This is a genomic window from Vibrio sp. Sgm 5 (assembly GCF_026241575.1).
In the GTDB taxonomy this organism is placed as follows: Bacteria; Pseudomonadota; Gammaproteobacteria; order Enterobacterales; family Vibrionaceae; genus Vibrio; species Vibrio jasicida.
Map to the genome: position 1 here is coordinate 1 of NZ_JAPHPY010000018.1, position 21,044 is coordinate 21,044.

Genomic DNA, 21,044 nt, shown 5'->3' on the forward strand with positions numbered 1-21,044 from the left:
GTTCTCCGTTACAAATCAGCAAAGTATCCAATCTGGAAAAAGAAAAATGCCAGTCAGCTTAACTGACTGGCATTAGCACAGCAGTGCTCCTTTTTTGTTGAGTTTTGCACGTCGTCATGTTGGCTTATGGAGTACTCATTCGACTAAGCGATATCTGATTGAGAAAATGGCTGGTCATTGGCGGATTTCCACCAGAGATTTAACTGCTCTTTATCCATTGGTTTACCGAACAGGTAGCCTTGCATAAAGTCGCACCGATAAGATGAAAGCCATTCGTGCATGACGTTGTGTTCGATGCCTTCTGCGGTGACTTTTTTATTCTGTGCATGGCAGAGCTCAATGATTGGCTTGATGACATGTCCATTATCGGTGTTCATTAATGTTAAAAGAAACTCTCGGTCAAACTTGATCTTTTGCACTGGGTATTGCACCAATTGTGTCAGTGATGTGTAGCCCGAACCGAAGTCGTCGATCGCGAGTTTGTATCCCAGTTTTGCCAACTCGTCGAGTAGGGCAGTACCTTGTTGGTCCGCAGCGAAGGTTTCGGTAATTTCCAACTCAATGCAATGTGCTGGCACGCCATTTAGTTTCGCTTTATCGTGAATAAACTCTGCCATAGAGAGCGAATTGAGTTCGGCAGACGACAAGTTGATGGATAGAATGATGTCTTTACCAAAAATGCTCTTAAGCTGGTGGTATTCTTCCATCGCGTTTGCGAAGACCCAACGGTCAATTTTCTCAAATAATCCGGTCTGTTCTGCTATCGGAATAAACTCTTTTGGCGGTATTGAACCAATGCCTTCCGCCTCCCAACGTAGTAAAACTTCTAAGCCTTCAATTTCGTTAGCATTGCTGTTCATGTAAGGTTGGAAGACTAAATGGAACTCGTCTTCAACGTTGTTTTTACGCAGTGCACGCTCAATTTGGCTGCGACGCTGCGCTTCAATATTCAGAGCGGCAGAATAGTACGCATACTGATTTTTACCTGCGCGCTTTGCTTGGTACATCGCGGCATCTGCACTAGAAAGCAATTTAGCGACATCGGCACCATCTCTTGGGTATTGGGCGATACCAACACTTGAGGTGACAGGAAATGAGTTTGTGGATGAGTGACTCAAATTGTGGATGGGTTTGAGTAGTTCGGTTGCAAACAAATCTGGGATGTTACTGTCTTTGTGGTTTGCACTAAGGAGAATCGCAAATTCGTCCCCAGACAAGCGAGCTCCAAAGCATGGGCTATTGTACTGTTGAGTGAACTTTTGACAGACTTTCTTGATGTGTTTGGAAAATACTTGTAGCAGTTTATCGCCTAACTCATGGCCGTATTTGTCATTTACGTATTTGAAGTTATCAAGGTCGATATAAATCACCCACAATTGTTCTGATGGTTCCGCCAGTTCGCGGGTCGCTAATTCGTGAAAACGGTGACGGTTTGCTAACTGAGTCAGGTGATCGGTTTCTGCTAATCGTTTTGTTTTGTGATAGATATTGTTTAGCTCTTCATACATATCGAAGAAGCGGGATGACAAACGTCCTATTTCGTCATCTGTATTCAGCTTCTCAATATTTTTGCGTTTGTTTGACTCAATTTCGCGTAACTGTCTATCGAGTCGAGAAACAGGACTTAGGACGTATCGGTAGAGAATCAGTACAATCAGAGTGATTGTACTGAAAGACGCAATGCCAAATGATAGCGCCAGTTCTAGCCATACTTTATCGACTTTGTTCCACATTAAGTACTCTGCAGGAGAGAGCACCGCATAAAAATGGGGTAGCAATTCGATGGTTTGTGCGAGTGGGATATCCAGAATAATCGGTTTGTTAGAAAAGGTGATGACGCTATGGGTATCGAACTCAATCTCGTGCTTGATGTTATTGAATGCTTCTAGAGAGACTGAAACCACAACGAAGAAAGCATTTTGTGGGTCAAAGCTTGGTGGGTGTTCGCCCGTTCGTTGATCAAACAGTTCGTATTGAAGCAGAATGCTCTGGCCGCTGGAGTTATAGATAAAGCCAGTGTGGCTAACCTCGCCATGCTGCGCGTAACTCGTTTCTACGTATTCAAGGATCTTGGGGTCAAAGCGACCACTGGATTCATAGAATTGGTTCTCAGTGTAATAAAGCAGTTGTTGATTGCCATCGAGGATCGCCATATTCGCATCGCCACTGTAGCCATGGCTTAATACATCAACGGTTTCATCGAGACGGTTGAATAGCTGTCGCTCACGATACGGATTGTCATGATTGACGAAGTAGTCTTGTAAAACTTCGCTTTTGCTTAATGTGTAGGCGTAGCTATTGAGGAATATGTTGGCCTGACGAAATTGCCCCGCGAGCTTTTCCATTTGCAGCTGAATGTAGCTGTCTTCTCGCTTAATCAGTGTGACTTTTTGAATGCTATATATGATGTAACTCGACACCAACGCGCTAATAAGAATGACTGGCGCGACAAGCAAAACAACTCTATTGCTTAGTTTCATTATGGTTCTTCAACTTCCGTTTGTGTCCCTACAAACGTTCCCTACTTAAAGGTTCCGAACGGATGACGATAGTATTTCTGTGTTTTTCAAATTGTAAGTGGGTGGTTTTCTAAAGTCAGACGACCTTCGTATATTTGTGATGCTGTGTGCGCTTTTTTACGAGATTGACCAGAATAAGTCTCAAACTTTAGACATATTTTCGTTATTTCAAACTAACTCAACATATTTTTGTTGTGAATGAGTTTGCTCACGGAATTAACAGTTCAATGACTTTGCTCATATTTTCATAAGTCATCGAAACGTTTCGATAGGGAAGTGTGACCTCAATATCTTTTTCTTAATCAGTTAGCACTCAATTACGGATCATTCTCACACCTTATCGATCTGTGACTGGTCAATTCTTCTTGGCGTTTTATTATTGCATCGAAACGTTTCGATGAGTGTTTTGTCAATATGGAATTTAGTCCAAGAGAGACACTCACAGTTGTATGAACGTGTAACCGAAAGGTCGATGAGATGAAAAAAAGTACCCTAATTAACTCAGAAATTTCTTACTTGGTGGCGACGCTGGGTCATACCGACGAAATCACCATTTGTGACGCGGGCTTGCCAATTCCTGATCATGTACAACGTATTGATTTAGCGTTGACTCATGGCGTACCTGGTTTCCTTGATACCGTTCGCGTGATTCTGTCTGAGTCCCAAATTGAAGGGGTCATCATTGCTGAAGAATTCGCAACAGTTAGCCCAGTTCACCATGATGCACTTGTTACTGAGCTGACGAAAGAGAGTGAGCAAACAGGTAAGCAAATCGCGATTAACTATGTATCGCATGAAGATTTTAAAGTTCGTACAGAACAGAGTCGCGCTGTTGTTAGAACAGGCGAGTGCACACCGTATGCGAACGTGATTTTCCTAGCTGGCGTGGTGTTTTAAGCCACAACTAATTGAGGACAAATTATGACTCAAGCCATTCTACAACTGAGCGACATCGAGAAAGCCTTCCCGGGTGTTAAGGCGTTGGATAAAGCCAGCCTTAATGTATACCCGGGTCGAGTGATGGCGCTGATGGGCGAGAACGGGGCAGGTAAGTCGACCTTGATGAAAGTGCTTACGGGCATCTACCACATGGATGCAGGAAGCATCAAATATCAAGGTCAGCCAGCGGCGTTTAAAGGTCCGCGTGATTCTCAAGAAGCGGGCATCAGTATCATTCACCAAGAATTGAACTTGATCCCTGAGCTGACGATTGCTGAAAACATCTATCTAGGCCGTGAATTTACCGGCTCTATGGGGCGTATTCAGTGGGGCAAAATGTATGAAGAAGCAGACAAGTTGCTTCAACGCCTTAACGTAAAACACTCTTCAAAAACTTTGCTTGGTGATTTGAGCCTTGGTGAACAGCAAATGGTTGAGATTGCGAAAGCGCTGTCTTTTGAATCTAAAGTCATCATCATGGATGAACCAACGGATGCTTTGACCGACAAAGAGACGGAGTCGTTGTTTAAAGTAATTAACGAACTTCGCGATCAAGGTTGCGGCATCGTTTATATCTCACACCGCCTGAAAGAAATCTTCGAAATCTGTGATGACATTACTGTGCTGCGTGACGGTAAGTTTATCGGTGAATGCCAAGTTAAAGACACTAACGAAGACGGACTCATCGAAATGATGGTTGGCCGTAAATTGGAAGAGCAATATCCACGTATCGATGTGACGCATGGTGATGTTTGTCTTGAAGTGATTGGTTTGACGGGCTCGGGTGTTCACGATATTAACTTCACGCTTCAACGTGGTGAAATCCTTGGCGTATCAGGCTTGATGGGTGCGGAGCGTACTGAACTGATGAAGGTCATTTACGGTGCGCTACCGAGTGAGCGTGGTGTCATCAACTTAGACAACAAAACCATTAACCCAGTTAGCCCGCAAGACGGCTTGGCGAACGGCATTGCTTACATCTCTGAAGATCGTAAAGGCGATGGCTTGGTGCTGGGCTTATCCGTGAAGGAGAACATGTCTCTGTGTGCACTGGATAAACTCACCAAAGGTTTCCAAATCCAACATGGCGAAGAAGTGTTGGCGGTTGAAGACTTCATTAAGTTGTTCAACATCAAAACGCCAACCCGAGACCAAATCATTGGCAACCTTTCTGGTGGTAATCAGCAGAAAGTGGCAATCGCAAAAGGGTTAATGACCAAACCTAAAGTTCTGATTCTGGATGAGCCAACTCGTGGTGTCGACGTGGGTGCGAAGAAAGAAATCTATCAGCTAATCAACAAATTTAAAGCCGAAGGTATGAGCATCATCTTGGTTTCTTCTGAGATGCCTGAAGTGCTGGGCATGAGTGACCGCATCATGGTGATGCACGAAGGTCGTATTACTGGCGAATTCGATGCGAAAGACGCCGACCAAGAAACACTACTCGCTTGTGCCGTAGGCAGAAAGATCAATGAGGAAGCAGCATGAGTACTAAGACCATGAGCAAACCAACCGAAGCGAACAGCACAAAGTTGTTCACCAAAGAATGGCTGATTGAGCAAAAGTCACTGATTGCACTGATTTTCTTGATTGTTGTTGTGTCATTCTTGAACCCGAACTTTTTTACGGTAGACAACATTCTTAATATTCTTCGTCAAACCTCAGTCAATGCGATCATCGCGGTAGGTATGACGTTGGTTATTCTGACCGCAGGCATAGACTTAAGTGTTGGTTCTGTACTCGCGCTGTGTGGTGCGTTTGCCGCGAGCATGATTGCGTTAGAAGTGCCGGTGCTTATTGCGGTTCCGACGGCATTGTTTGCTGGTGCGGTACTGGGTGCGATCAGCGGTATCATCATTGCTAAAGGTAAGGTTCAAGCCTTTATCGCAACACTGGTTACCATGACGTTATTACGCGGTGTCACCATGGTTTACACAGACGGTCGTCCTATCTCAACGGGCTTTACCGACACAGCAGACGCATTTGCATGGTTCGGCACAGGTTACGCACTTGGTATCCCAGTTCCTGTATGGTTGATGGTGATTGTCTTTGCAGCAGCTTGGTACCTACTGAACCACACTCGATTTGGTCGCTACGTGTACGCACTTGGTGGCAACGAATCAGCTACACGCCTTTCTGGTATCAACGTTGACCGTGTGAAAATTGGTGTATACGCCATCTGCGGTATGTTGGCAGCGCTTGCTGGCATCATCGTGACGTCTCGCCTTTCTTCCGCGCAGCCAACAGCAGGTATGGGTTATGAGCTAGATGCAATCGCAGCGGTTGTTCTTGGCGGCACCAGCTTGATGGGCGGTAAAGGTCGCATCATGGGAACTTTGATTGGTGCTCTGATCATCGGCTTCCTAAACAACGCGCTTAACCTACTCGATGTTTCTTCTTACTACCAAATGATTGCGAAAGCAGTGGTTATCTTGCTAGCAGTACTGGTAGACAACAAAAACAAGTAATTGATATTTAAAGTAAAGAGCTCCACTAAATCCTGAATACAAATCGAGCCAGAGGACGTGTGCTGGCTCACCCTACACAAAGGACTAGAACGATGAAAAAACTCGCAACTCTTATCTCTGCTGCACTTCTTTCTTCAACCGTATCGGTAGCGGCGCACGCTCAAGATACCATGGCGATTGTAGTTTCTACACTGAATAACCCGTTCTTCGTAACGATGAAAGACGGTGCAGAAGCGAAAGCGAAAGAACTGGGATATGACTTGATTGTACTGGACTCGCAAAATGACCCGAGTAAAGAACTGTCAAACATCGAAGACCTGACGATTCGCGGCGTAAAAGCAATTCTGATTAACCCAACAGATTCAGACGCTGTGTCAAACGCGATTCGTATGGCGAACCGTTCTAAGATCCCTGTGTTGACACTAGACCGTGGTGCAAGCCGTGGTGACGTAGTGAGCCACATCGCTTCTGACAACGTAGTTGGCGGCGAAATGGCTGGTCACTACATCATGGAAAAAGTAGGTGAGAAAGCGAAAGTTATCCAACTAGAGGGTATTGCAGGTACGTCTGCGGCGCGTGAGCGTGGTGAAGGCTTCATGACAGCAGTGAAGGGCAGCAACATGGAGCTACTAGCAAGCCAACCTGCTGATTTTGACCGCACTAAAGGTCTGAACGTAATGGAAAACTTGCTTGCTGCGAACCCAGATGTTCAAGCGGTATTTGCTCAGAACGATGAGATGGCTCTGGGTGCGCTTCGCGCAGTACAAGCTTCAGGTAAAGACGTAATGATCGTTGGCTTCGACGGTACTGATGATGGTATCGCTGCTGTAAACCGTGGCAAGCTAGCTGCGACGATCGCACAGCAACCAGATCTTATCGGTGCGTTGGGTGTAGAAACTGCAGCGAAAGTATTGAAAGGCGAGAAGGTTGAGGAGTACATTCCTGTTCCGCTTAAAGTCGTGACTAAGTAAGTTTAGAGCCTGACTCAGTGATTCTTCTTTGTTGAAGATAACGGAATGACCCAATGAGTGTGTTGGGTCATTCCAAACAACAAAAGCGGTAAGTTAGAAAATTAAATCTAGTTGAATCGTAATACGCTTACGTTTTTCCAAAGAGCGTAAACCTATTACTCCTGTTCAAATATAAAGGGTTCAATCAGAACCGAGGATAACCGTATGAATAAGTTAGTGGTGTTAGGTAGTGTAAACGCTGACCATGTTCTTCAAGTGCCTTCTTTCCCTCGCCCAGGCGAGACGCTGCATGGTCGCAACTATCAAGTTATCCCAGGTGGCAAAGGTGCCAACCAAGCTGTTGCGGCAGCTCGATTAAACGCAGACATCGGTTTTATTGCGTGTGTGGGTGATGATTCATTCGGCATCAACATTCGCGAGAACTTCAAAATGGATGGCATCGACATCACTGGTGTGAAGATGCAACCAAACTGCCCAACGGGCATTGCCATGATTCAAGTGGCGGACAGCGGCGAGAACAGCATTTGTATCTCAGCAGAAGCCAACGCAAAGCTGACTGCAGAGGCGATTGAGCCCGATCTAGAGCGCATTCGTCAGGCTGATTACTTGTTGATGCAACTAGAAACGCCAATGTGCGGCATCGAGAAAGCTGCGCGAATCGCGAAAGATGCGAAAACCAATGTGATTCTTAACCCTGCACCAGCTCGCGAGCTGTCAGATGAATTACTGTCTTGCATTGATGTGATTACACCAAATGAAACGGAAGCGGAAGTGCTAACAGGTGTGACGGTAACAGACGATGACAGTGCACAAGAAGCGGCGAACATCCTGCATTCGAAAGGCATTGAAATCGTCATGATCACGCTTGGTGCGAAAGGGGTGTGGTTGAGTCAAAACGGTCGCGGTGAAATCATTCCTGGTTTTCGCGTAGAAGCAACAGATACCACTGCGGCGGGCGATACGTTTAATGGGGCATTAGTCACTGGTTTATTGGAAGACTTACCTTTAGAATCAGCGATTAAGTTTGCCCACGCAGCAGCAGCGATCTCAGTAACTCGCTTTGGCGCGCAAACCTCCATTCCAACCCGTGAAGAGGTTGAGGAGTTTCTGGTTAAAAACTAATTAAGGAGTAATAACATGGCAACGATGAAAGACATCGCAAAACTGGCAGGGGTTTCCACCTCAACTGTGAGCCATGTTATTAACAAAACTCGCTTTGTCAGCGAAGAGATCTCGGAACGAGTCAACAACGCTGCCAAAGAGCTCAATTACTACGCGCCGTCTGCTTTGGCGCGTAGTCTCAAAGTGAACCGCACCAAAACCATTGGTATGCTAGTGACCACCTCAACCAACCCATTTTTCGGTGAAGTCGTAAAAGGTGTTGAGCGCAGTTGCTACCACAAAGGTTACAGTCTGATCCTGTGTAACACTGAAGGTGATAACGAGCGCATGCGTGAATCTATCAATACGCTGTTGCAAAAGCGCGTTGATGGCCTGATTTTGATGTGTTCATCGTTAGAAGGGGAGCGTATTGATGTATTCGAACGTTACCCTGACATTCCTGTTGTAGTGATGGACTGGGGCCCTATGCTGTTCACCAGCGATAAGATTCAAGATAATTCGCTTCGTGGTGGCTATCTTGCAGCTAAATACCTTATCGACTGCGGCCACCAAGAGATTGGTTGTATTACAGGTCCACTAATCAAGCATCAAGCGCAAATGCGTTACGAAGGCTATAAGCGAGCGATGATTGAAGCTGAGCTTGAATTCAATGCAAACTGGATTGTTGAATCTGACTTTGAATGTGAGGGTGGTTATCAAGCCTTCAAGAAAATGGCGGAACGTGGTCCGTTACCAAGCTCGATTTTTGTCTCCAACGACATGATGGCAATGGGCGCAATTAACGCGGCTAACGAGCTAGGAATTAAAATTCCAGAGCAGTTATCCATTATTGGCTACGATGACATCCATATCGCCAAGTTCATGTCTCCATCTTTGACAACGATCCACCAACCGAAATACCGTCTAGGGCAAGCTGCAGTCGAAACCTTATTGCGAAAACTGGATGATAAATCTGATGAAGCTCAGGTTGTACAGCTTGAACCAACATTGGTTGAGCGTAATAGTGTGAAGGTTTTAGAGAGTCAATAGTATCAATTCACCCCTGTGATACTTTGCTAGAAATTAGAAATAAATTATTTCTCTTTCTATGATAAAAGAATAATATTAACTTTCATTATAAATAGAAATGTTAATTATATATTCGGCGGAATAGCATTATGTTGTCAAAGGGATATGCGAAGTTTTCAGTGAAACACCCATGGTTTCACCGTTTGAACGTTACCGCAGTTGCGTTTATTTTTTTCTTGAGTCTTTATCAGCTATTGGTCAATGAAGCGTTTGAGTATTCAGCAGGTTTTATCATTACTCTTCTTGCGACGTTACTGTTTGCTTCATCATCTACGTTCAAAAAACGTTATTTAGGGCACGAGTCCTAATAGCTACCTGCTTAAATTGGCAGAATTCAGCTATTTTAAAACAATTATTGATCTGATTTATGATCGGATACATTGAAGGGAGGACAAATGTCCTCCTTTTTGTTTGCTGCGAGACAATAAGATGAGCGCATCCCAAGCACAATAATAAAGGACATCTTCATGGACCTATTTGCCCTGTTAGACATTAACAACACCCTTGTTAACATTCCTATTGGTGGTGGCTATGCAATGAGCTGGATCGAAGCGTTTGGTACAGTTTTCGGTCTGCTTTGTATTTGGTTTGCGAGCCAAGAAAAAACCATTAACTACTTGTTCGGTCTGCTGAACGTGACACTTTTTGCCGTTATCTTTTTCCAGATTCAGCTTTACGGATTGCTTCTGCTTCAACTTTTCTTCTTCTGCGCCAACATCTATGGCTGGTATGCATGGACAAGACCAAATGCACAAGGTGAGACACTTGAGGTGCGTTGGTTAAGCAAACAGAAGCTGATCGCGACAGGTTCAGTAAGCATTGTTGCGATTGCGATGTTAACGATTTACATCGACCCATTCTTCTTTGCGTTGGCTAACATTGCCGTTGATACGTTGAATGTGTTCGGTGCAGGTTTGTCTGAGCCAGTCTTAGAGCCAGATGCTTTTCCATTCTGGGATGCAACCATGACCGTGCTTTCTATCGTGGCGCAAATCTTGATGACACGTAAGTACGTTGAGAACTGGATTCTTTGGGTCGTAATCAACATCATCAGTGTTGGGATTTATGCGACACAAGGAGTGTACGCAATGTCGGTTCAATACGCGATTCTCATGTTCATCGCAGCAAACGGCACAAGAGAGTGGGCACGTAGCGCAAAACGCAACGGTGAGAAGCCCCTAACTCAAGCCGTAGCTCAAGGTTAAGCCAATGATGAAACAACCTCATATTGGCGTAGACAGCACTCAAATAGCGCCTCGAGTGATCGTCTGTGGTGAGCCAGATCGAGCAAACCGTATTGCCGCGTTATTTGATAACGCAGAACTGGTCTCTGAAAACCGTGAGTATCGAGTGTTTACGGGGACATACCGAGGTCAGCGCGTATCAGTGTGTAGTACAGGTATCGGCGCTCCATCGATGATCATTGCGGTGGAAGAGCTAAAACAGTGTGGTGTGACAGATGTGATTCGTGTGGGGTCGGCTGGCGCGATGCAATCTGGCATTCAACTTGGTGAGTTGATTGTGGCTGAAGGCGCAGTGAGAGACGAAGGTGGCTCGAAAGCGTACGTTCGCTCTTCTTATCCGGCTTACGCAAGCTTTTCGTTACTGAAAGCGCTGGACAGCTATTTAGCCGAAAAAGAGGCGCGCTATCATTTAGGTGTGGTTCGTTCCCATGACAGCTTCTATACCGACGACGAAGAAGCGATCTGCGAATACTGGAACAAGAAAGGTATTCTCGGCGCGGATATGGAAACCTCAGCTCTGTTTACCGTCGGTCGACTGCGTTGTCTGAATGTCGCCTCCATTTTGAACAATGTGGTTTTGTATCAGCAGGATGTGAAAGAAGGCGTAGGGCAATACGTCGACGAAGCGCAAGTGATGATGGAAGGGGAGCGTTTAGCGTCTTACGCTGCTCTTGAAGCCTTAATTGCACAGAGTTAACTAGATCACAGCTTAGTTTATTTTATAAGCGGCACCTTGGTGTCGCTTTTTTATTGGCTGTCATCAAACGATTCTAGCGAGTACAATCTATTCGAGATTGTTGTCATTAAAGAGAAACTCACGTGAAAATAAGCCCTTATCCGACTGGACGTTTCAAAAGCTTTCTAGAACAGAAAAGTGCTGAGTTTCGTGACTTGATCTATCAATGCCAAATCGGCAGTCGATACTTTGACTCTGGTGAAGAGATCCTTCGCCAAGGTGAACAACTTCAATATCTCTATGTTGTGCCAGTCGGGCGAGTTTCAATGAGTATCATTGCTGCTAACGGACGTCGTTTCCAGTTGGGCGAAGCCAATTGCGATTATCATATCTATGGTGAAATGGAGTACTTCACACAAACGCCTTGCCAATGGAATGTGGTAGCTGATGAACACATGCAGGTGGATATCATCTGTATCCAAAAACTGACTGAGGCGCTGCATCAGCAACCTGACATGATGTTCTTCTTTGCCTCTGCTTTGGCGGAGGACTATCAGGATTCAATGGACATCTATACCAATCGCTTGTTATACCCAATTACTTACAACATCGCTTATGATTTGTTAGTACAAAAACAGACTAATACATTGTTGGGTGGATTTGGCAAAGTAAACCAAGAAGCCGAAAGATTTGGCACTTCCGGGCGTGTTTATCGCCGAGCGGTGAAAGATTTAATGGACAAGGGTTTGATCAGAAAGGGCGAACAAGGGCTAGAGATTGTTGATGAACTTGCACTAAAAGCGTTTCTTGATGCCTATGAATAGCCCGCAACGATTCCATTCTAAAAATAAAAGCTGCGGGCTATCTGGTTTATCGGTTATTCAATCAAAACAATGTGTGTTTATTCTGATTTAAAAACACAATTTTTAGCAAAATCAGACGCTTCGTTAGCGGTCCATTCGCCTTTTGGCTTTTCTTTCATGTCGTTACACCACGCTTCACTGCCCACCTCTGTACAAGCCATCAGTTGCGCTGCGACAAAAACCATTAATGCTAACTTCTTCATTTTCTAATCCTTTTTGATAAGACTTGTTTTGAAGTATAAGCACTCGATCACGAGATAAACATGAAAATTATTATTTTGCGCTTACCGTCTCAAATCCGATATAGGTACAGTGTAATTTGTTGATTTATTAAGCCAATTTAGAAGTGTAACGAATGTAAAGTTATTAAATAATCGGTTGAATGCCTATGTGAGTAACGATATATTGCGAATGCGCATGATAATGGATCTCATTTAAGGTTTAAAATAATGGAAAAACTCGTCAGTGCGGCTCTTGTTTCGCTGCTCACAATCTCACCTGCTTTTGCTGCAACCGTCAAAATTGATCACTACATGGGAACGACAGAAGTCGAACAATCACCAAAGCGTGTGGTTGTGATTGGCTTTGGCCCTCTTGATATGCTCGATAGCTTTAATATCGACCCTGTTGCAGTCTCGAATGCCTCGCATCTTCCTAAATACTTATCGAAATACAATAAAGACAATTACACCTCTGCTGGTAGTTTGTTTGAACCAGATTTCGAAACCATCTATATGCAAAAACCAGATTTGATTTTGGTTGGTCCTCGTGGTTCATCGAAATACGATGAGTTAAGTGAAATTGCACCAACAGTCGTTTTTGCATCAGGAGAGAAAGAAGATTACTGGCAGGGCACAAAAGCACAATGGCGCAATCTTGGTAAGATCTTCAACATAGAGGACAAGGTTGAGCAAAAGATCGAAAACTTGGATGCACAGTTCAAGGCGATTCGCGAATACAACCAAACCAACAATAATGATGCACTCACGATTTTGAGTATCGGAGACAACATCAGTGCATTCGGTTCGAAGTCTCGTTTTGGCGCGATTTACACAGATTTTGGCTTTACTGAAACAGTGAAGAACCTCAAAACAGGCACGCACGGTGATGTCATCTCTTACGAGTTTATTCGCGAAGCTAACCCGAAAAATATTCTAGTCATTGATAGAAACTCACTTCACGCAAAGTCTGACAATGACCTCGCTAAAGCGTTGGATAACGATTTGGTTAAAGCAACTTCGGCTTACAAGAACAAGAAAATTACCTTCCTAGATGTTGATGCTTGGTACTTAGCAATGTCCGGCGTAACCGCAACAGAAAAGATGGTGAGTGAAATCAAACACACGATCGATCTGTAAAAAGCTAGCTGAGGTTAACTTTGAAAAAGTTATTGCTTGTTCTTATTGTTCTGAGCGTCGCATCGTTGTTTGTTGGGGTGGCAAATATGACACCCCAACAGTTGTTTTCGGGCGATGCAAAAGCATCAGAACTCTTCTTGACTAGTCGAATTCCACGTTTATTTGCCATTCTTCTTGCTGGAGCAGGGCTGAGCATCGCTGGATTAGTTATGCAGCAAATTAGCCAAAACCGATTCGCCGCGCCTTCAACAACGGGCACGATTGAGTGTGCCATGCTCGGTTACGTAATGAGTGTGGTGTTTTTTGGTAATGGCGAACAGCTTTGGCTTGTCTTTGCAGTCTCTATTCTGGGTACCTTGATGTTCGTCCAGTTCATTCAACGCATCCAATTCAAAAGTGTCGTGTTTGTGCCGCTCGTCGGCATCATCTTTGGTAACGTTGTTGACGCCGTTACTACCTTCATTGCCTACAAATACGATGCACTACAAAGTCTGTCAGCGTGGAGTGTGGCGAATTTTGCCAACATTTTGCGTGGTGATTTTGAGCTGCTTTATGTTGCTGTTCCCGTCGCCCTTTTAAGTTACCTATTTGCTGCACGCATATCTGCGGTTGGCATTGGTAAAGACTTTGCAGTAAACCTTGGTCTTAACTACCAACAAGTGGTGACGTTAGGTGTACTTTTGGTATCGGTAATGTCTGCCAGTGTTGTGATGATCGTTGGTCAACTGCCGTTTCTTGGGCTTATCGTTCCAAACTTAGTCAGTTACTTCTATGGTGACAATCTTAAACGCAATATCCCGCTTACTGCCATGTATGGGGCAATACTCGTTTTGGCGTGTGACTTGGTTAGTCGATTGATCATCTTCCCTCATGAAATGCCGATTTCAATCGTGATCAGTATCTTGGGTGGAGTGGTGTTTATCGCGATGTTATTGCGAGGTAAGCAAAGTGCGTGACTCCAAGAAACTGTTCTTATTGGTAGCCGTCGCGCTGCTTTTTGCGTTTTTGTTTATTGGTATTGGCTTAACGGCAGATAATTACCAGTACTTTTTGTCGCGACGCGTGCCTAAAGTGTTAGCCATGGTATTGGCGGGTATTGCGATTGCTCAATCTTCGTTGGTGTTCCAAACCATTACCCACAACCGGATTCTTACTCCAAGCATCATGGGGTTTGATGCGTTGTATGTGTTGACGCAAGTGCTGATTGTTTTGCTGTTTGGTGGTTTAAGCGCGCTCGTGCTGAATGTCTACGTCAACTTCTCGATTGCTGTGCTGGTCATGGTGGGATTTTCGCTATTGCTATTTGGTTTTTATTTTTCAAAAGGCGGGCGCAATCTCATCACTTTGCTGTTGGTTGGGCTGATCTTTGGGCAGTTGTTTAGCAATATTGCGGTGTTCTTCTCCCTTCTGATGGACCCAAATACGTTTGCGTTTGTGCAATCTAAACTGTACGCGAGTTTCAACAATGTGAAGGTGAACTTGGTGTATCTCAGTTCGCCTATATTGCTCATCGCTTGTTGGTTGTTGTATCGCATGCATCGCACTTTAGATGTTTTTTGGCTAGACCAAGACAATGCTAAGAGTCTAGGCGTTGATGTCCCTAAAGTGACGCGCAATATCTTTATTCTCTCTGCGGTTCTCATTGCCATTTCGACGGCTTTAGTCGGTCCAATCATGTTCTTTGGTTTATTGGTGACGAACTTGAACCGTGAAATGTTCCACTCTTACCAGCATCGTACCTTGTTAGTCGGTTGTTCATTGATGGCAATTTGTGCCTTGTTGTCGGGGCAGTGGATTATAGAAAACTTATTTTCATTTGAAACGACGCTGAGCGTGGTGATTAACTTTATTGGTGGTATCTACTTCTTGTATCTACTGCTGAAAAACAAAGTCGTATAAACATGATAGTTATAGATAAATTAACCAAAGCATTTGGTTCCAACAAAGTGGTTGATGGCGCGGATACCCAATTTGAGAAAGGGAAGGTGACATCGATTATTGGTCCAAACGGAGCAGGAAAGAGTACCTTGCTGTCGATGGCGTCACGATTAACCGAGCGAGATGGCGGTAGTGTCATGATTGACTGCAAAGAGATTGCAGAATGGGACACAAAAGAACTTGCGAAAAAACTGGCAGTGTTGCGCCAAGCAAACACGATCACGATGCGTTTTACCGTAAAAGAATTGGTCTCGTTTGGGCGATTCCCTTATTCAAAAGGTAACTTGTCCAAAGATGATCACGCGATCATCGAGCAAGCAATTGACTACTTAGACTTGAAAGAAATTCAAGATAAGTTCTTAGATGAATTGAGTGGTGGTCAACGACAGTTGGCGTTTATTGCGATGGTGATTGCCCAAGATACGGATTATGTTTTCCTCGATGAACCATTGAATAATCTTGATATCAAGCACTCGCTACAGATCATGAAAGTCGTTCAGCGCCTTGCTCACGATATGAATAAAGCCATGGTTGTGGTGATTCATGATATTAACTTTGCGGCTTGTTACTCCGACGAGATCCTTGCGTTGAAGAAGGGCAAAGTGGTTGCCACTGGCAAAGTAGAGGAGGTGATTCAGGCATCCACGTTAGAAGATATCTACGAGACACCTTTTAATATCATTGAGCTTAATGGCAAGCGTATGTGTACTTACCACTAAAGCTACATTCATTAAATTAAAACGAAATAGAAAGGTTGGCGAGCTTACTTGGTGAGCTCGTCAATGATTGGACATCGGCTCTCGGCATCGCCTGGGCAAGATGAAACCCAACCTTCTAATTGCTTTTTAATCTCCAACAAGTGCGCGATCTTTTGCTCAACTTCATGAAGCTTATCCATCGTACGCGCTTTCACTTCGCTGCTCTTGCGATTTGGATTGTGCGCCAGTTGCACAAATTCTTTGCATTCTTGCAGTGAGAATCCTGCGTTTTTCGCTCGGGAAACAAGGTTGAGCTCTTGGATGTGTTTGTCAGAATATTCGCGATAGCCTGAATCGCTGCGAGCTGGTGACGAGATGATGCCTTTGTCTTCGTACATACGAATCGACTTAGAAGACAAACCTGTTAATTTCGCAACTGCACCAATATTCATGATGACCTCTGTATTTCAGATAACCTTTCTCGCGAGTATAACGCCAAGTGTTTATCTTCCCAAATGGCTTTGAGAGCAAACCTATTCTGTGGCGTTGACACGGATACCATCAATGGCTGTTCACGACCTCGTGTGGTGGAACACCAAACACTTTCTTGAAGGCGTTGGTAAAGTTCGATGGGTGGTGGTAACCCGCCTCGTATGCTGCTTCTGTGATGGTGACTAATCCACGCTCCAAGTGCTGACGAGCGATCTCCAACCGGCGGTGACGGATGTAACCGTTGATGGTCATATTAAAAGATTGTTTAAAGCGACGCTGGAGGTTAGAGACGCTCATCGAGAACTGTTCTGCTAAGCGTTCTAAGGTTAAATCTTCTTCGAGGTGCGTCTCTATGTAACTGACGACATCCTCGATTCGAGCATCGCCAGAACGCTTTTTCTCTTCGCACTCCGCGCAGTAGTCGTCTGGCATTTGCCCAATCGAGTGGGAGAGCACTTGGTAAATCAAACTCTCTACCTCTATACGATCTTTCATGTTTGTCGGAGATTCATGTTGAGTGAGAGCTCGTGTCAGCTTAATTAACGTCTCGTTAAGCTCCAGCGTGTAAAAGGCTTGGTGAGTTTCAATAAAGCGCTTGTGACCGCAATGTCCCGCCATTCTCGATTCCAACCAAGGTGGCTTAATAAGAATATTAATCTTATTCATGCGGTTGTTTTGAATCAGCGAACGGCGGAAGTTTGCAGGTTTAGCTAGGTTAACAACCACGCCTTGTGGGCCTTTGCTTGCGTCAAAATCAAATTGGAGGTCATCGTAGCCAAAAGAGAGTTTCCCCTCCAAAAGAATGGTAATCAGTAGTGCAGAATGCGCGGTTGAAACGATATTCGAATCGACTAATTCAATGCAACGTCCGCCATGAACAAAGATTTGGTAGTTGTATTGGTAGGAGAGGAATTGACCTTCCGCGAGTTGGGTTTGGTTGCTTTGACCTTGGGTTACAATGATCTGTTTTTCAGTCTGCTCAAGCTTTTTGGTTAGAGCTACTTTGGCAATTTTAGTTCTTTTTTTGGTCTCTTCCGCCATTTGACGTTTCCTCATAACACCTATGCGATTTCGCATAAGTGATTCGTCTTTGTATTTATCAATAGCGACCCTATCATACGTGAGAATTATTATCATTTATATTTAGGAAGACGTTTATGGAAAGCCCAGTTAGCTCACCAATTAAGCTTTCAAGCCTATGCCTAGCAGTCGGGGTGGCACTTTCTCATCCCGCTTTAGCTCAAGATTCTCACTTCGAAGAGGTAGTGGTGTGGGGTACGAAGGTATCCAGTAACACCGAATCAATGTTTGCTGACGACATGTCGCTTAAACAAGCTGACCACATGTCTGATTTACTTCGTGATATTCCCGGCGTCGACGTGGGTGGTACACACTCTGTCAATCAACGTATTACCATTCGTGGTCTGGGGGAAACCGATCTTGATATCCGTTTAGACGGTGCCTCTCAGCACGCCAATATGTTCCACCATATTGGTAACCTTACACTCAACCCAGACATTCTAAAGTCAGCAGATATCCAAGTGGGTAATAACTCTGTTACCCAAAGCGGTCTTGGTGGTTCTGTGTACTTTGAGACTAAAGATGCTCGTGATCTGCTGCGTTACGATGAAAACTTTGGTGCTCGCGTTTACGGCGGTTATGCGTCTAACGACAACCAACAAGGTTCTCTAACGCTATATGGATTGCTGTCTGAAAACGTGGACGCGATGGTCTATGGTCACTACGTAACACGTGATGACTTTAAAGATGGTGATGGCAATAAAACCTTTGGTGCAGAAGGAGATGTTTACAACATTTTAGGTAAGCTCGGCTATGAGTTTGGTGATATCCACCGACTAGAAATCTCATACGATATGTATCGTGACAGCGGTGATTACAACCCACGCCCTGATATGTCTGGTGACGCTAATAATGGCTTGTCGAGTGAGCTTCTAATTCCTACCGATTATGATCGTGACACGGTCACATTAAGTTATGAGCTTCGTGGTGAGCAACACCAAGGAGACGTCACGTTATATAACACTGAAACCGAAATCGTCCGTGATGAATCTGTCATGGCGCCGCGTTGGCCAGCAAACCGCTTATCGAAAAATACCGCGAAAAATCAGAACTTTGGCTTAAGCGCAAAATTCCAATCATTGCTCACTCTGGGTAGCTTTGATCATCGCGCGACTTACGGCCTTGATTACATGGATAAGACTTCTGAAAGTTACTATGGCAGCAGCAAGTTCATGGATGAATCTGCGGTTTCTACAGCTTTGTTCGTCGAAGACCAATTCTTTATCTCGGACGCGCTTTCGATCACAGCCGGCCTACGATTTGACGACTACCAACGCAAAGCAGAAACAGGTAACAACGATTACGACGAAGTGACATGGGCACTAGCGGCAGAATGGGCAGTAACACAAGACTGGACGTTGTTTGCAAGTTCTCGCTCGCTGTTTAAAGGTCCAGAGCTAATGGAAACCTTTATTGCTTACCAAGATGTGGCTTATCTACAAGATGGTTTGAAGCCAGAAACGGGACTCAACACCCAAGGTGGTGTTCGTTTCAATAAGACGGTAAATGAACACACATTTGGCGCAAACCTAACCGTGTTCCAAACCGATATTGATGACTACATTGCAGAAGCGTATCAAGGAGCGACTCAAACATACCTTATTTACAATGAAGGTGATGTCGAGATCAAAGGTTTTGAAGCAAGCGCTTTCTACGGTTACGAGAGCTTCGGCAGCAAGCTGTCTTATTCTAAATCGGATACGAAGAACAAAGATACGGGCGGCCCAGTAGCGGGTGGTAATGGCCGTAGCATTGACATGGGTGACAGCATCGCTTTAACGCTGGATTACCAATCTGATTCGTTAGAAACCATTTTCGGTTGGAACTCAATGTTTGTGCTCGAGGAAGACAACGTGTTTGACGGCCAACCTAAGAAAGACAGTTACGATGTTCACAACTTGTACGCACAATGGGTACCTTCTGACGTTGATGGGCTATCGGTCACCTTTGGTATTGATAACGTATTTGATGAGCTCTACACATCCCACGCCTCTCGCTCAGGCACAGCAAGGGGGATTACGTTAGACGATTACGAACCAGGTCGTAACTATAAGTTGTCTGCCGCTTATCAATTCTAACTCTAAGGGCAATAACAACAACCTTAGATGTTTGGCTCTCGTACGAGAGCCTTTTTTATGAAAGGGACGAGGGACTGAAATGATCAAAGAAACCACTGTAATTGAAAGCGAGCATGCGGCGAAATATCTCGTGACTTTGTGTCGCCACTTTGCGCGTAAAGTGCCGGCGACTTGGAATGATGAAAAAGGTTTGGTGACATTTCCTGTTGGAAATACGGAGTTTAAGTTAGAAGGGGAGCGTTTACTGATAACTTGTGAGGCGGACTCTGAAGAGTCATTAGAAAAAGTGAAGGGCGTTGTATCGGTTCATGTAGAAATGTTTTCGCGTCGTGAAACTCTAGAGTTGAACTGGATACGATAACGAAAGTGCACGAGCGGATCAAAAGAAACAAACGAAAAAGCCCGTAAGCGTAACACTTACGGGCTTTCTAAAATCATTTCTACTAGGCTTCTTCAGGCGCTAGGCTTTTTTTTTCCTGCTGCATTTTAGCAAGGAAGTACACGTTAACACATGCAATAAAACCATTTGTTAGCACAACAGGCCACGCATCAATCATTAGACCGTATGCAGTGAACAGTGCACAGCCGATGAAGTTTAGGATACGTAGTTTAACGATGTCTTTCATAGTCAGCGAAATAGCAACCATGATTGATGCCGCGTAACCTAAAATCTCAACCATATTCATCTCCATTATTTGACCCTCTTAAATCTGCCGAATGTTTTCGGTACCTATTCTTCTCATCTTGAGATTAGCGAGGAAGCTCCATGCCTCGAATGGTCTTGTTTGTTCTGATGGGTGAACTATAGCAATGGAAAAATCGTGATAAAAGCCTCAAATCAAGGTTAAGAGAAGGTTAGCGATTACGCAAACGTTTAGGAAAGAAATTGTTGATAATTTTACTTATTATGTTGATTGATAATAACGATTCAAATGATAGACAAAACAAAGTTGAAGCAATGACAACAATGACATAATATTGAAAATGATAATCATTATTAATTAAAGAATTGAGTTATGCCTGTTGCTATTAGTTTTCTGTATTCACTTGCTTTGATGATGCGTACCAAACCTCATTCGTGGGGCGTGGTTATTCATATTATGACGCACGTTGTCATGTTGCTTGTGATTCCTTCTGACTATGCAATCCAATACTTGATGGTCATGTTTTTCTCTTCTCCCTTACTGATCAGGCTCGCCAAGCGTTCTTCTAGTTTTGACATTTTGTTCGCTTTTCTACCGCTTTTGATTGGCACCGGCGGCCTTGTTCTCAGTCATTAAGCTGATTCCATTTCTAGTTTTCATGCAAACTAACTAAACTTTGATTAATAAGCTATTATTTTCATATGCTTGGTTGGGGTTTTACCTTAGTTAAGGTGTCACATAATTGTGACTATATCCTGATTTCGTTTCGACTGATTAACGAAAGTGCAAAATATGATTGTTTATTGACTCAATAGTTAGTTAAATCAGCGTATGAGAAAATGTGAATCACATTCCGATAAACTAAAATAATTTATAAAGGTCTAAC

21 protein-coding genes are annotated in these 21,044 nt (G+C 44.2%); 16 read left to right on the top strand and 5 right to left on the bottom strand.

What is annotated here, in order from left to right:
• Positions 1 to 143: 143 nt before the first annotated feature.
• Complete coding sequence (locus OQJ86_RS11800; RefSeq protein WP_265987861.1) at positions 144 to 2,480, bottom strand: putative bifunctional diguanylate cyclase/phosphodiesterase; 2,337 nt, start codon at positions 2,478 to 2,480, stop codon at positions 144 to 146.
• 516 nt (positions 2,481 to 2,996) lie between these two features.
• Here OQJ86_RS11800 and rbsD point away from each other — a divergent pair.
• The 9 genes from rbsD (at position 2,997) to OQJ86_RS11845 (ending at position 11,831) form a co-directional block, all read left to right on the top strand.
• Positions 2,997 to 3,416 (top strand): D-ribose pyranase, encoded by a 420-nt coding sequence (gene rbsD / locus OQJ86_RS11805; protein WP_265987862.1) that lies wholly within the window; start codon positions 2,997 to 2,999, stop codon positions 3,414 to 3,416.
• 24 nt (positions 3,417 to 3,440) lie between these two features.
• The gene (gene rbsA / locus OQJ86_RS11810) at positions 3,441 to 4,946 is read left to right on the top strand and encodes a ribose ABC transporter ATP-binding protein RbsA (protein ID WP_265987864.1); all 1,506 of its coding nucleotides are present in this window, start codon (positions 3,441 to 3,443) and stop codon (positions 4,944 to 4,946) included.
• Entirely contained in the window at positions 4,943 to 5,926 is a 984-nt protein-coding gene (gene rbsC, locus OQJ86_RS11815; RefSeq protein WP_265987866.1) for a ribose ABC transporter permease, read from the top strand. Before rbsA ends, rbsC begins: the two co-directional genes overlap by 4 nt.
• A gap of 92 nt (positions 5,927 to 6,018) precedes the next feature.
• Entirely contained in the window at positions 6,019 to 6,897 is an 879-nt protein-coding gene (gene rbsB, locus OQJ86_RS11820) for a ribose ABC transporter substrate-binding protein RbsB (RefSeq protein WP_009704137.1), read from the top strand.
• Positions 6,898 to 7,101: 204 nt separating this feature from the next.
• A complete protein-coding gene (gene rbsK / locus OQJ86_RS11825) occupies positions 7,102 to 8,019 on the top strand; it encodes a ribokinase (RefSeq protein WP_265987869.1) in 918 nt (305 codons plus the stop codon).
• A gap of 15 nt (positions 8,020 to 8,034) precedes the next feature.
• The gene (locus tag OQJ86_RS11830; protein ID WP_171374417.1) at positions 8,035 to 9,048 is read left to right on the top strand and encodes a substrate-binding domain-containing protein; all 1,014 of its coding nucleotides are present in this window, start codon (positions 8,035 to 8,037) and stop codon (positions 9,046 to 9,048) included.
• 506 nt (positions 9,049 to 9,554) lie between these two features.
• Positions 9,555 to 10,292 (top strand): nicotinamide riboside transporter PnuC, encoded by a 738-nt coding sequence (pnuC, locus tag OQJ86_RS11835; RefSeq protein WP_265987870.1) that lies wholly within the window; start codon positions 9,555 to 9,557, stop codon positions 10,290 to 10,292.
• Between the two features lie 4 nt (positions 10,293 to 10,296).
• Positions 10,297 to 11,028, top strand: coding sequence for a nucleoside phosphorylase (locus tag OQJ86_RS11840; RefSeq protein WP_265987871.1), 732 nt, complete (start codon positions 10,297 to 10,299; stop codon positions 11,026 to 11,028).
• A 122-nt stretch (positions 11,029 to 11,150) separates the two neighbouring features.
• Positions 11,151 to 11,831, top strand: coding sequence for a Crp/Fnr family transcriptional regulator (locus OQJ86_RS11845; protein WP_265987872.1), 681 nt, complete (start codon positions 11,151 to 11,153; stop codon positions 11,829 to 11,831).
• Between the two features lie 77 nt (positions 11,832 to 11,908).
• On the opposite strand, the gene OQJ86_RS11850 is transcribed toward OQJ86_RS11845, so the two are convergent.
• Complete coding sequence (locus OQJ86_RS11850; RefSeq protein WP_078609721.1) at positions 11,909 to 12,073, bottom strand: DUF3012 domain-containing protein; 165 nt, start codon at positions 12,071 to 12,073, stop codon at positions 11,909 to 11,911.
• Positions 12,074 to 12,319: 246 nt separating this feature from the next.
• Between OQJ86_RS11850 and OQJ86_RS11855 the strand changes: the two genes are divergently transcribed.
• Genes OQJ86_RS11855 through vctC form a run of 4 tightly spaced genes read left to right on the top strand, consistent with a single transcriptional unit; the run spans position 12,320 to position 15,885 of the window.
• Positions 12,320 to 13,228, top strand: a complete 909-nt coding sequence (locus OQJ86_RS11855; RefSeq protein ID WP_265987875.1) for a siderophore ABC transporter substrate-binding protein — start codon at positions 12,320 to 12,322, stop codon at positions 13,226 to 13,228.
• Positions 13,229 to 13,248: 20 nt separating this feature from the next.
• Positions 13,249 to 14,184 (top strand): iron chelate uptake ABC transporter permease subunit VctD, encoded by a 936-nt coding sequence (gene vctD / locus OQJ86_RS11860; RefSeq protein WP_265987876.1) that lies wholly within the window; start codon positions 13,249 to 13,251, stop codon positions 14,182 to 14,184.
• Positions 14,177 to 15,127, top strand: coding sequence for an iron chelate uptake ABC transporter permease subunit VctG (gene vctG, locus OQJ86_RS11865; RefSeq protein WP_265987878.1), 951 nt, complete (start codon positions 14,177 to 14,179; stop codon positions 15,125 to 15,127). Before vctD ends, vctG begins: the two co-directional genes overlap by 8 nt.
• Before the next feature lie 2 nt (positions 15,128 to 15,129).
• Positions 15,130 to 15,885: an iron chelate ABC transporter ATP-binding protein VctC gene (gene vctC, locus OQJ86_RS11870; protein WP_039989758.1), complete on the top strand. Its 756-nt coding sequence runs from the start codon at positions 15,130 to 15,132 to the stop codon at positions 15,883 to 15,885.
• Between the two features lie 44 nt (positions 15,886 to 15,929).
• Here the strand turns inward: vctC and cueR are convergent, their stop codons facing one another.
• Together cueR and OQJ86_RS11880 are read right to left on the bottom strand one after the other, a co-directional pair.
• Positions 15,930 to 16,316 carry a Cu(I)-responsive transcriptional regulator gene (gene cueR / locus OQJ86_RS11875; protein WP_005437780.1) on the bottom strand — a complete coding sequence of 129 codons (387 nt, stop codon included), beginning with the start codon at positions 16,314 to 16,316 and terminating at the stop codon, positions 15,930 to 15,932.
• Between the two features lie 109 nt (positions 16,317 to 16,425).
• Complete coding sequence (locus tag OQJ86_RS11880) at positions 16,426 to 17,397, bottom strand: helix-turn-helix domain-containing protein (RefSeq protein WP_265987881.1); 972 nt, start codon at positions 17,395 to 17,397, stop codon at positions 16,426 to 16,428.
• 116 nt (positions 17,398 to 17,513) lie between these two features.
• Here OQJ86_RS11880 and OQJ86_RS11885 point away from each other — a divergent pair, with 116 nt between their 5' ends.
• A complete protein-coding gene (locus OQJ86_RS11885) occupies positions 17,514 to 19,514 on the top strand; it encodes a TonB-dependent siderophore receptor (protein ID WP_265987883.1) in 2,001 nt (666 codons plus the stop codon).
• A 79-nt stretch (positions 19,515 to 19,593) separates the two neighbouring features.
• Positions 19,594 to 19,875: a DUF2218 domain-containing protein gene (locus OQJ86_RS11890; protein ID WP_038867965.1), complete on the top strand. Its 282-nt coding sequence runs from the start codon at positions 19,594 to 19,596 to the stop codon at positions 19,873 to 19,875.
• An 82-nt stretch (positions 19,876 to 19,957) separates the two neighbouring features.
• Here OQJ86_RS11890 and OQJ86_RS11895 read toward each other — a convergent pair whose 3' ends face one another.
• A complete protein-coding gene (locus OQJ86_RS11895) occupies positions 19,958 to 20,206 on the bottom strand; it encodes a YgjV family protein (RefSeq protein ID WP_038867963.1) in 249 nt (82 codons plus the stop codon).
• A gap of 324 nt (positions 20,207 to 20,530) precedes the next feature.
• On the opposite strand from OQJ86_RS11895, the gene OQJ86_RS11900 reads away from it, so the two are divergent.
• Positions 20,531 to 20,794, top strand: coding sequence for a hypothetical protein (locus tag OQJ86_RS11900; protein WP_038867962.1), 264 nt, complete (start codon positions 20,531 to 20,533; stop codon positions 20,792 to 20,794).
• Positions 20,795 to 21,044: the final 250 nt, after the last annotated feature.

What these genes read in the sequence shown, in the direction of transcription:
- rbsC (WP_265987866.1), top strand. Translation starts at nt 4,943, where the DNA reads ATGAGTACTAAGACCATGAGCAAACCAACCGAAGCGAACAGCACAAAG.
- rbsD (WP_265987862.1), top strand. Translation starts at nt 2,997, where the DNA reads ATGAAAAAAAGTACCCTAATTAACTCAGAAATTTCTTACTTGGTGGCG.
- OQJ86_RS11855 (WP_265987875.1), top strand. Translation starts at nt 12,320, where the DNA reads ATGGAAAAACTCGTCAGTGCGGCTCTTGTTTCGCTGCTCACAATCTCA.
- OQJ86_RS11890 (WP_038867965.1), top strand. Translation starts at nt 19,594, where the DNA reads ATGATCAAAGAAACCACTGTAATTGAAAGCGAGCATGCGGCGAAATAT.
- OQJ86_RS11895 (WP_038867963.1), bottom strand. Translation starts at nt 20,206, where the DNA reads ATGGAGATGAATATGGTTGAGATTTTAGGTTACGCGGCATCAATCATG.
- OQJ86_RS11840 (WP_265987871.1), top strand. Translation starts at nt 10,297, where the DNA reads ATGATGAAACAACCTCATATTGGCGTAGACAGCACTCAAATAGCGCCT.
- cueR (WP_005437780.1), bottom strand. Translation starts at nt 16,316, where the DNA reads ATGAATATTGGTGCAGTTGCGAAATTAACAGGTTTGTCTTCTAAGTCG.
- OQJ86_RS11800 (WP_265987861.1), bottom strand. Translation starts at nt 2,480, where the DNA reads ATGAAACTAAGCAATAGAGTTGTTTTGCTTGTCGCGCCAGTCATTCTT.
- rbsB (WP_009704137.1), top strand. Translation starts at nt 6,019, where the DNA reads ATGAAAAAACTCGCAACTCTTATCTCTGCTGCACTTCTTTCTTCAACC.
- OQJ86_RS11900 (WP_038867962.1), top strand. Translation starts at nt 20,531, where the DNA reads ATGCCTGTTGCTATTAGTTTTCTGTATTCACTTGCTTTGATGATGCGT.
- pnuC (WP_265987870.1), top strand. Translation starts at nt 9,555, where the DNA reads ATGGACCTATTTGCCCTGTTAGACATTAACAACACCCTTGTTAACATT.
- OQJ86_RS11885 (WP_265987883.1), top strand. Translation starts at nt 17,514, where the DNA reads ATGGAAAGCCCAGTTAGCTCACCAATTAAGCTTTCAAGCCTATGCCTA.
- OQJ86_RS11850 (WP_078609721.1), bottom strand. Translation starts at nt 12,073, where the DNA reads ATGAAGAAGTTAGCATTAATGGTTTTTGTCGCAGCGCAACTGATGGCT.
- OQJ86_RS11880 (WP_265987881.1), bottom strand. Translation starts at nt 17,397, where the DNA reads ATGGCGGAAGAGACCAAAAAAAGAACTAAAATTGCCAAAGTAGCTCTA.
- rbsA (WP_265987864.1), top strand. Translation starts at nt 3,441, where the DNA reads ATGACTCAAGCCATTCTACAACTGAGCGACATCGAGAAAGCCTTCCCG.
- vctC (WP_039989758.1), top strand. Translation starts at nt 15,130, where the DNA reads ATGATAGTTATAGATAAATTAACCAAAGCATTTGGTTCCAACAAAGTG.
- OQJ86_RS11830 (WP_171374417.1), top strand. Translation starts at nt 8,035, where the DNA reads ATGGCAACGATGAAAGACATCGCAAAACTGGCAGGGGTTTCCACCTCA.
- rbsK (WP_265987869.1), top strand. Translation starts at nt 7,102, where the DNA reads ATGAATAAGTTAGTGGTGTTAGGTAGTGTAAACGCTGACCATGTTCTT.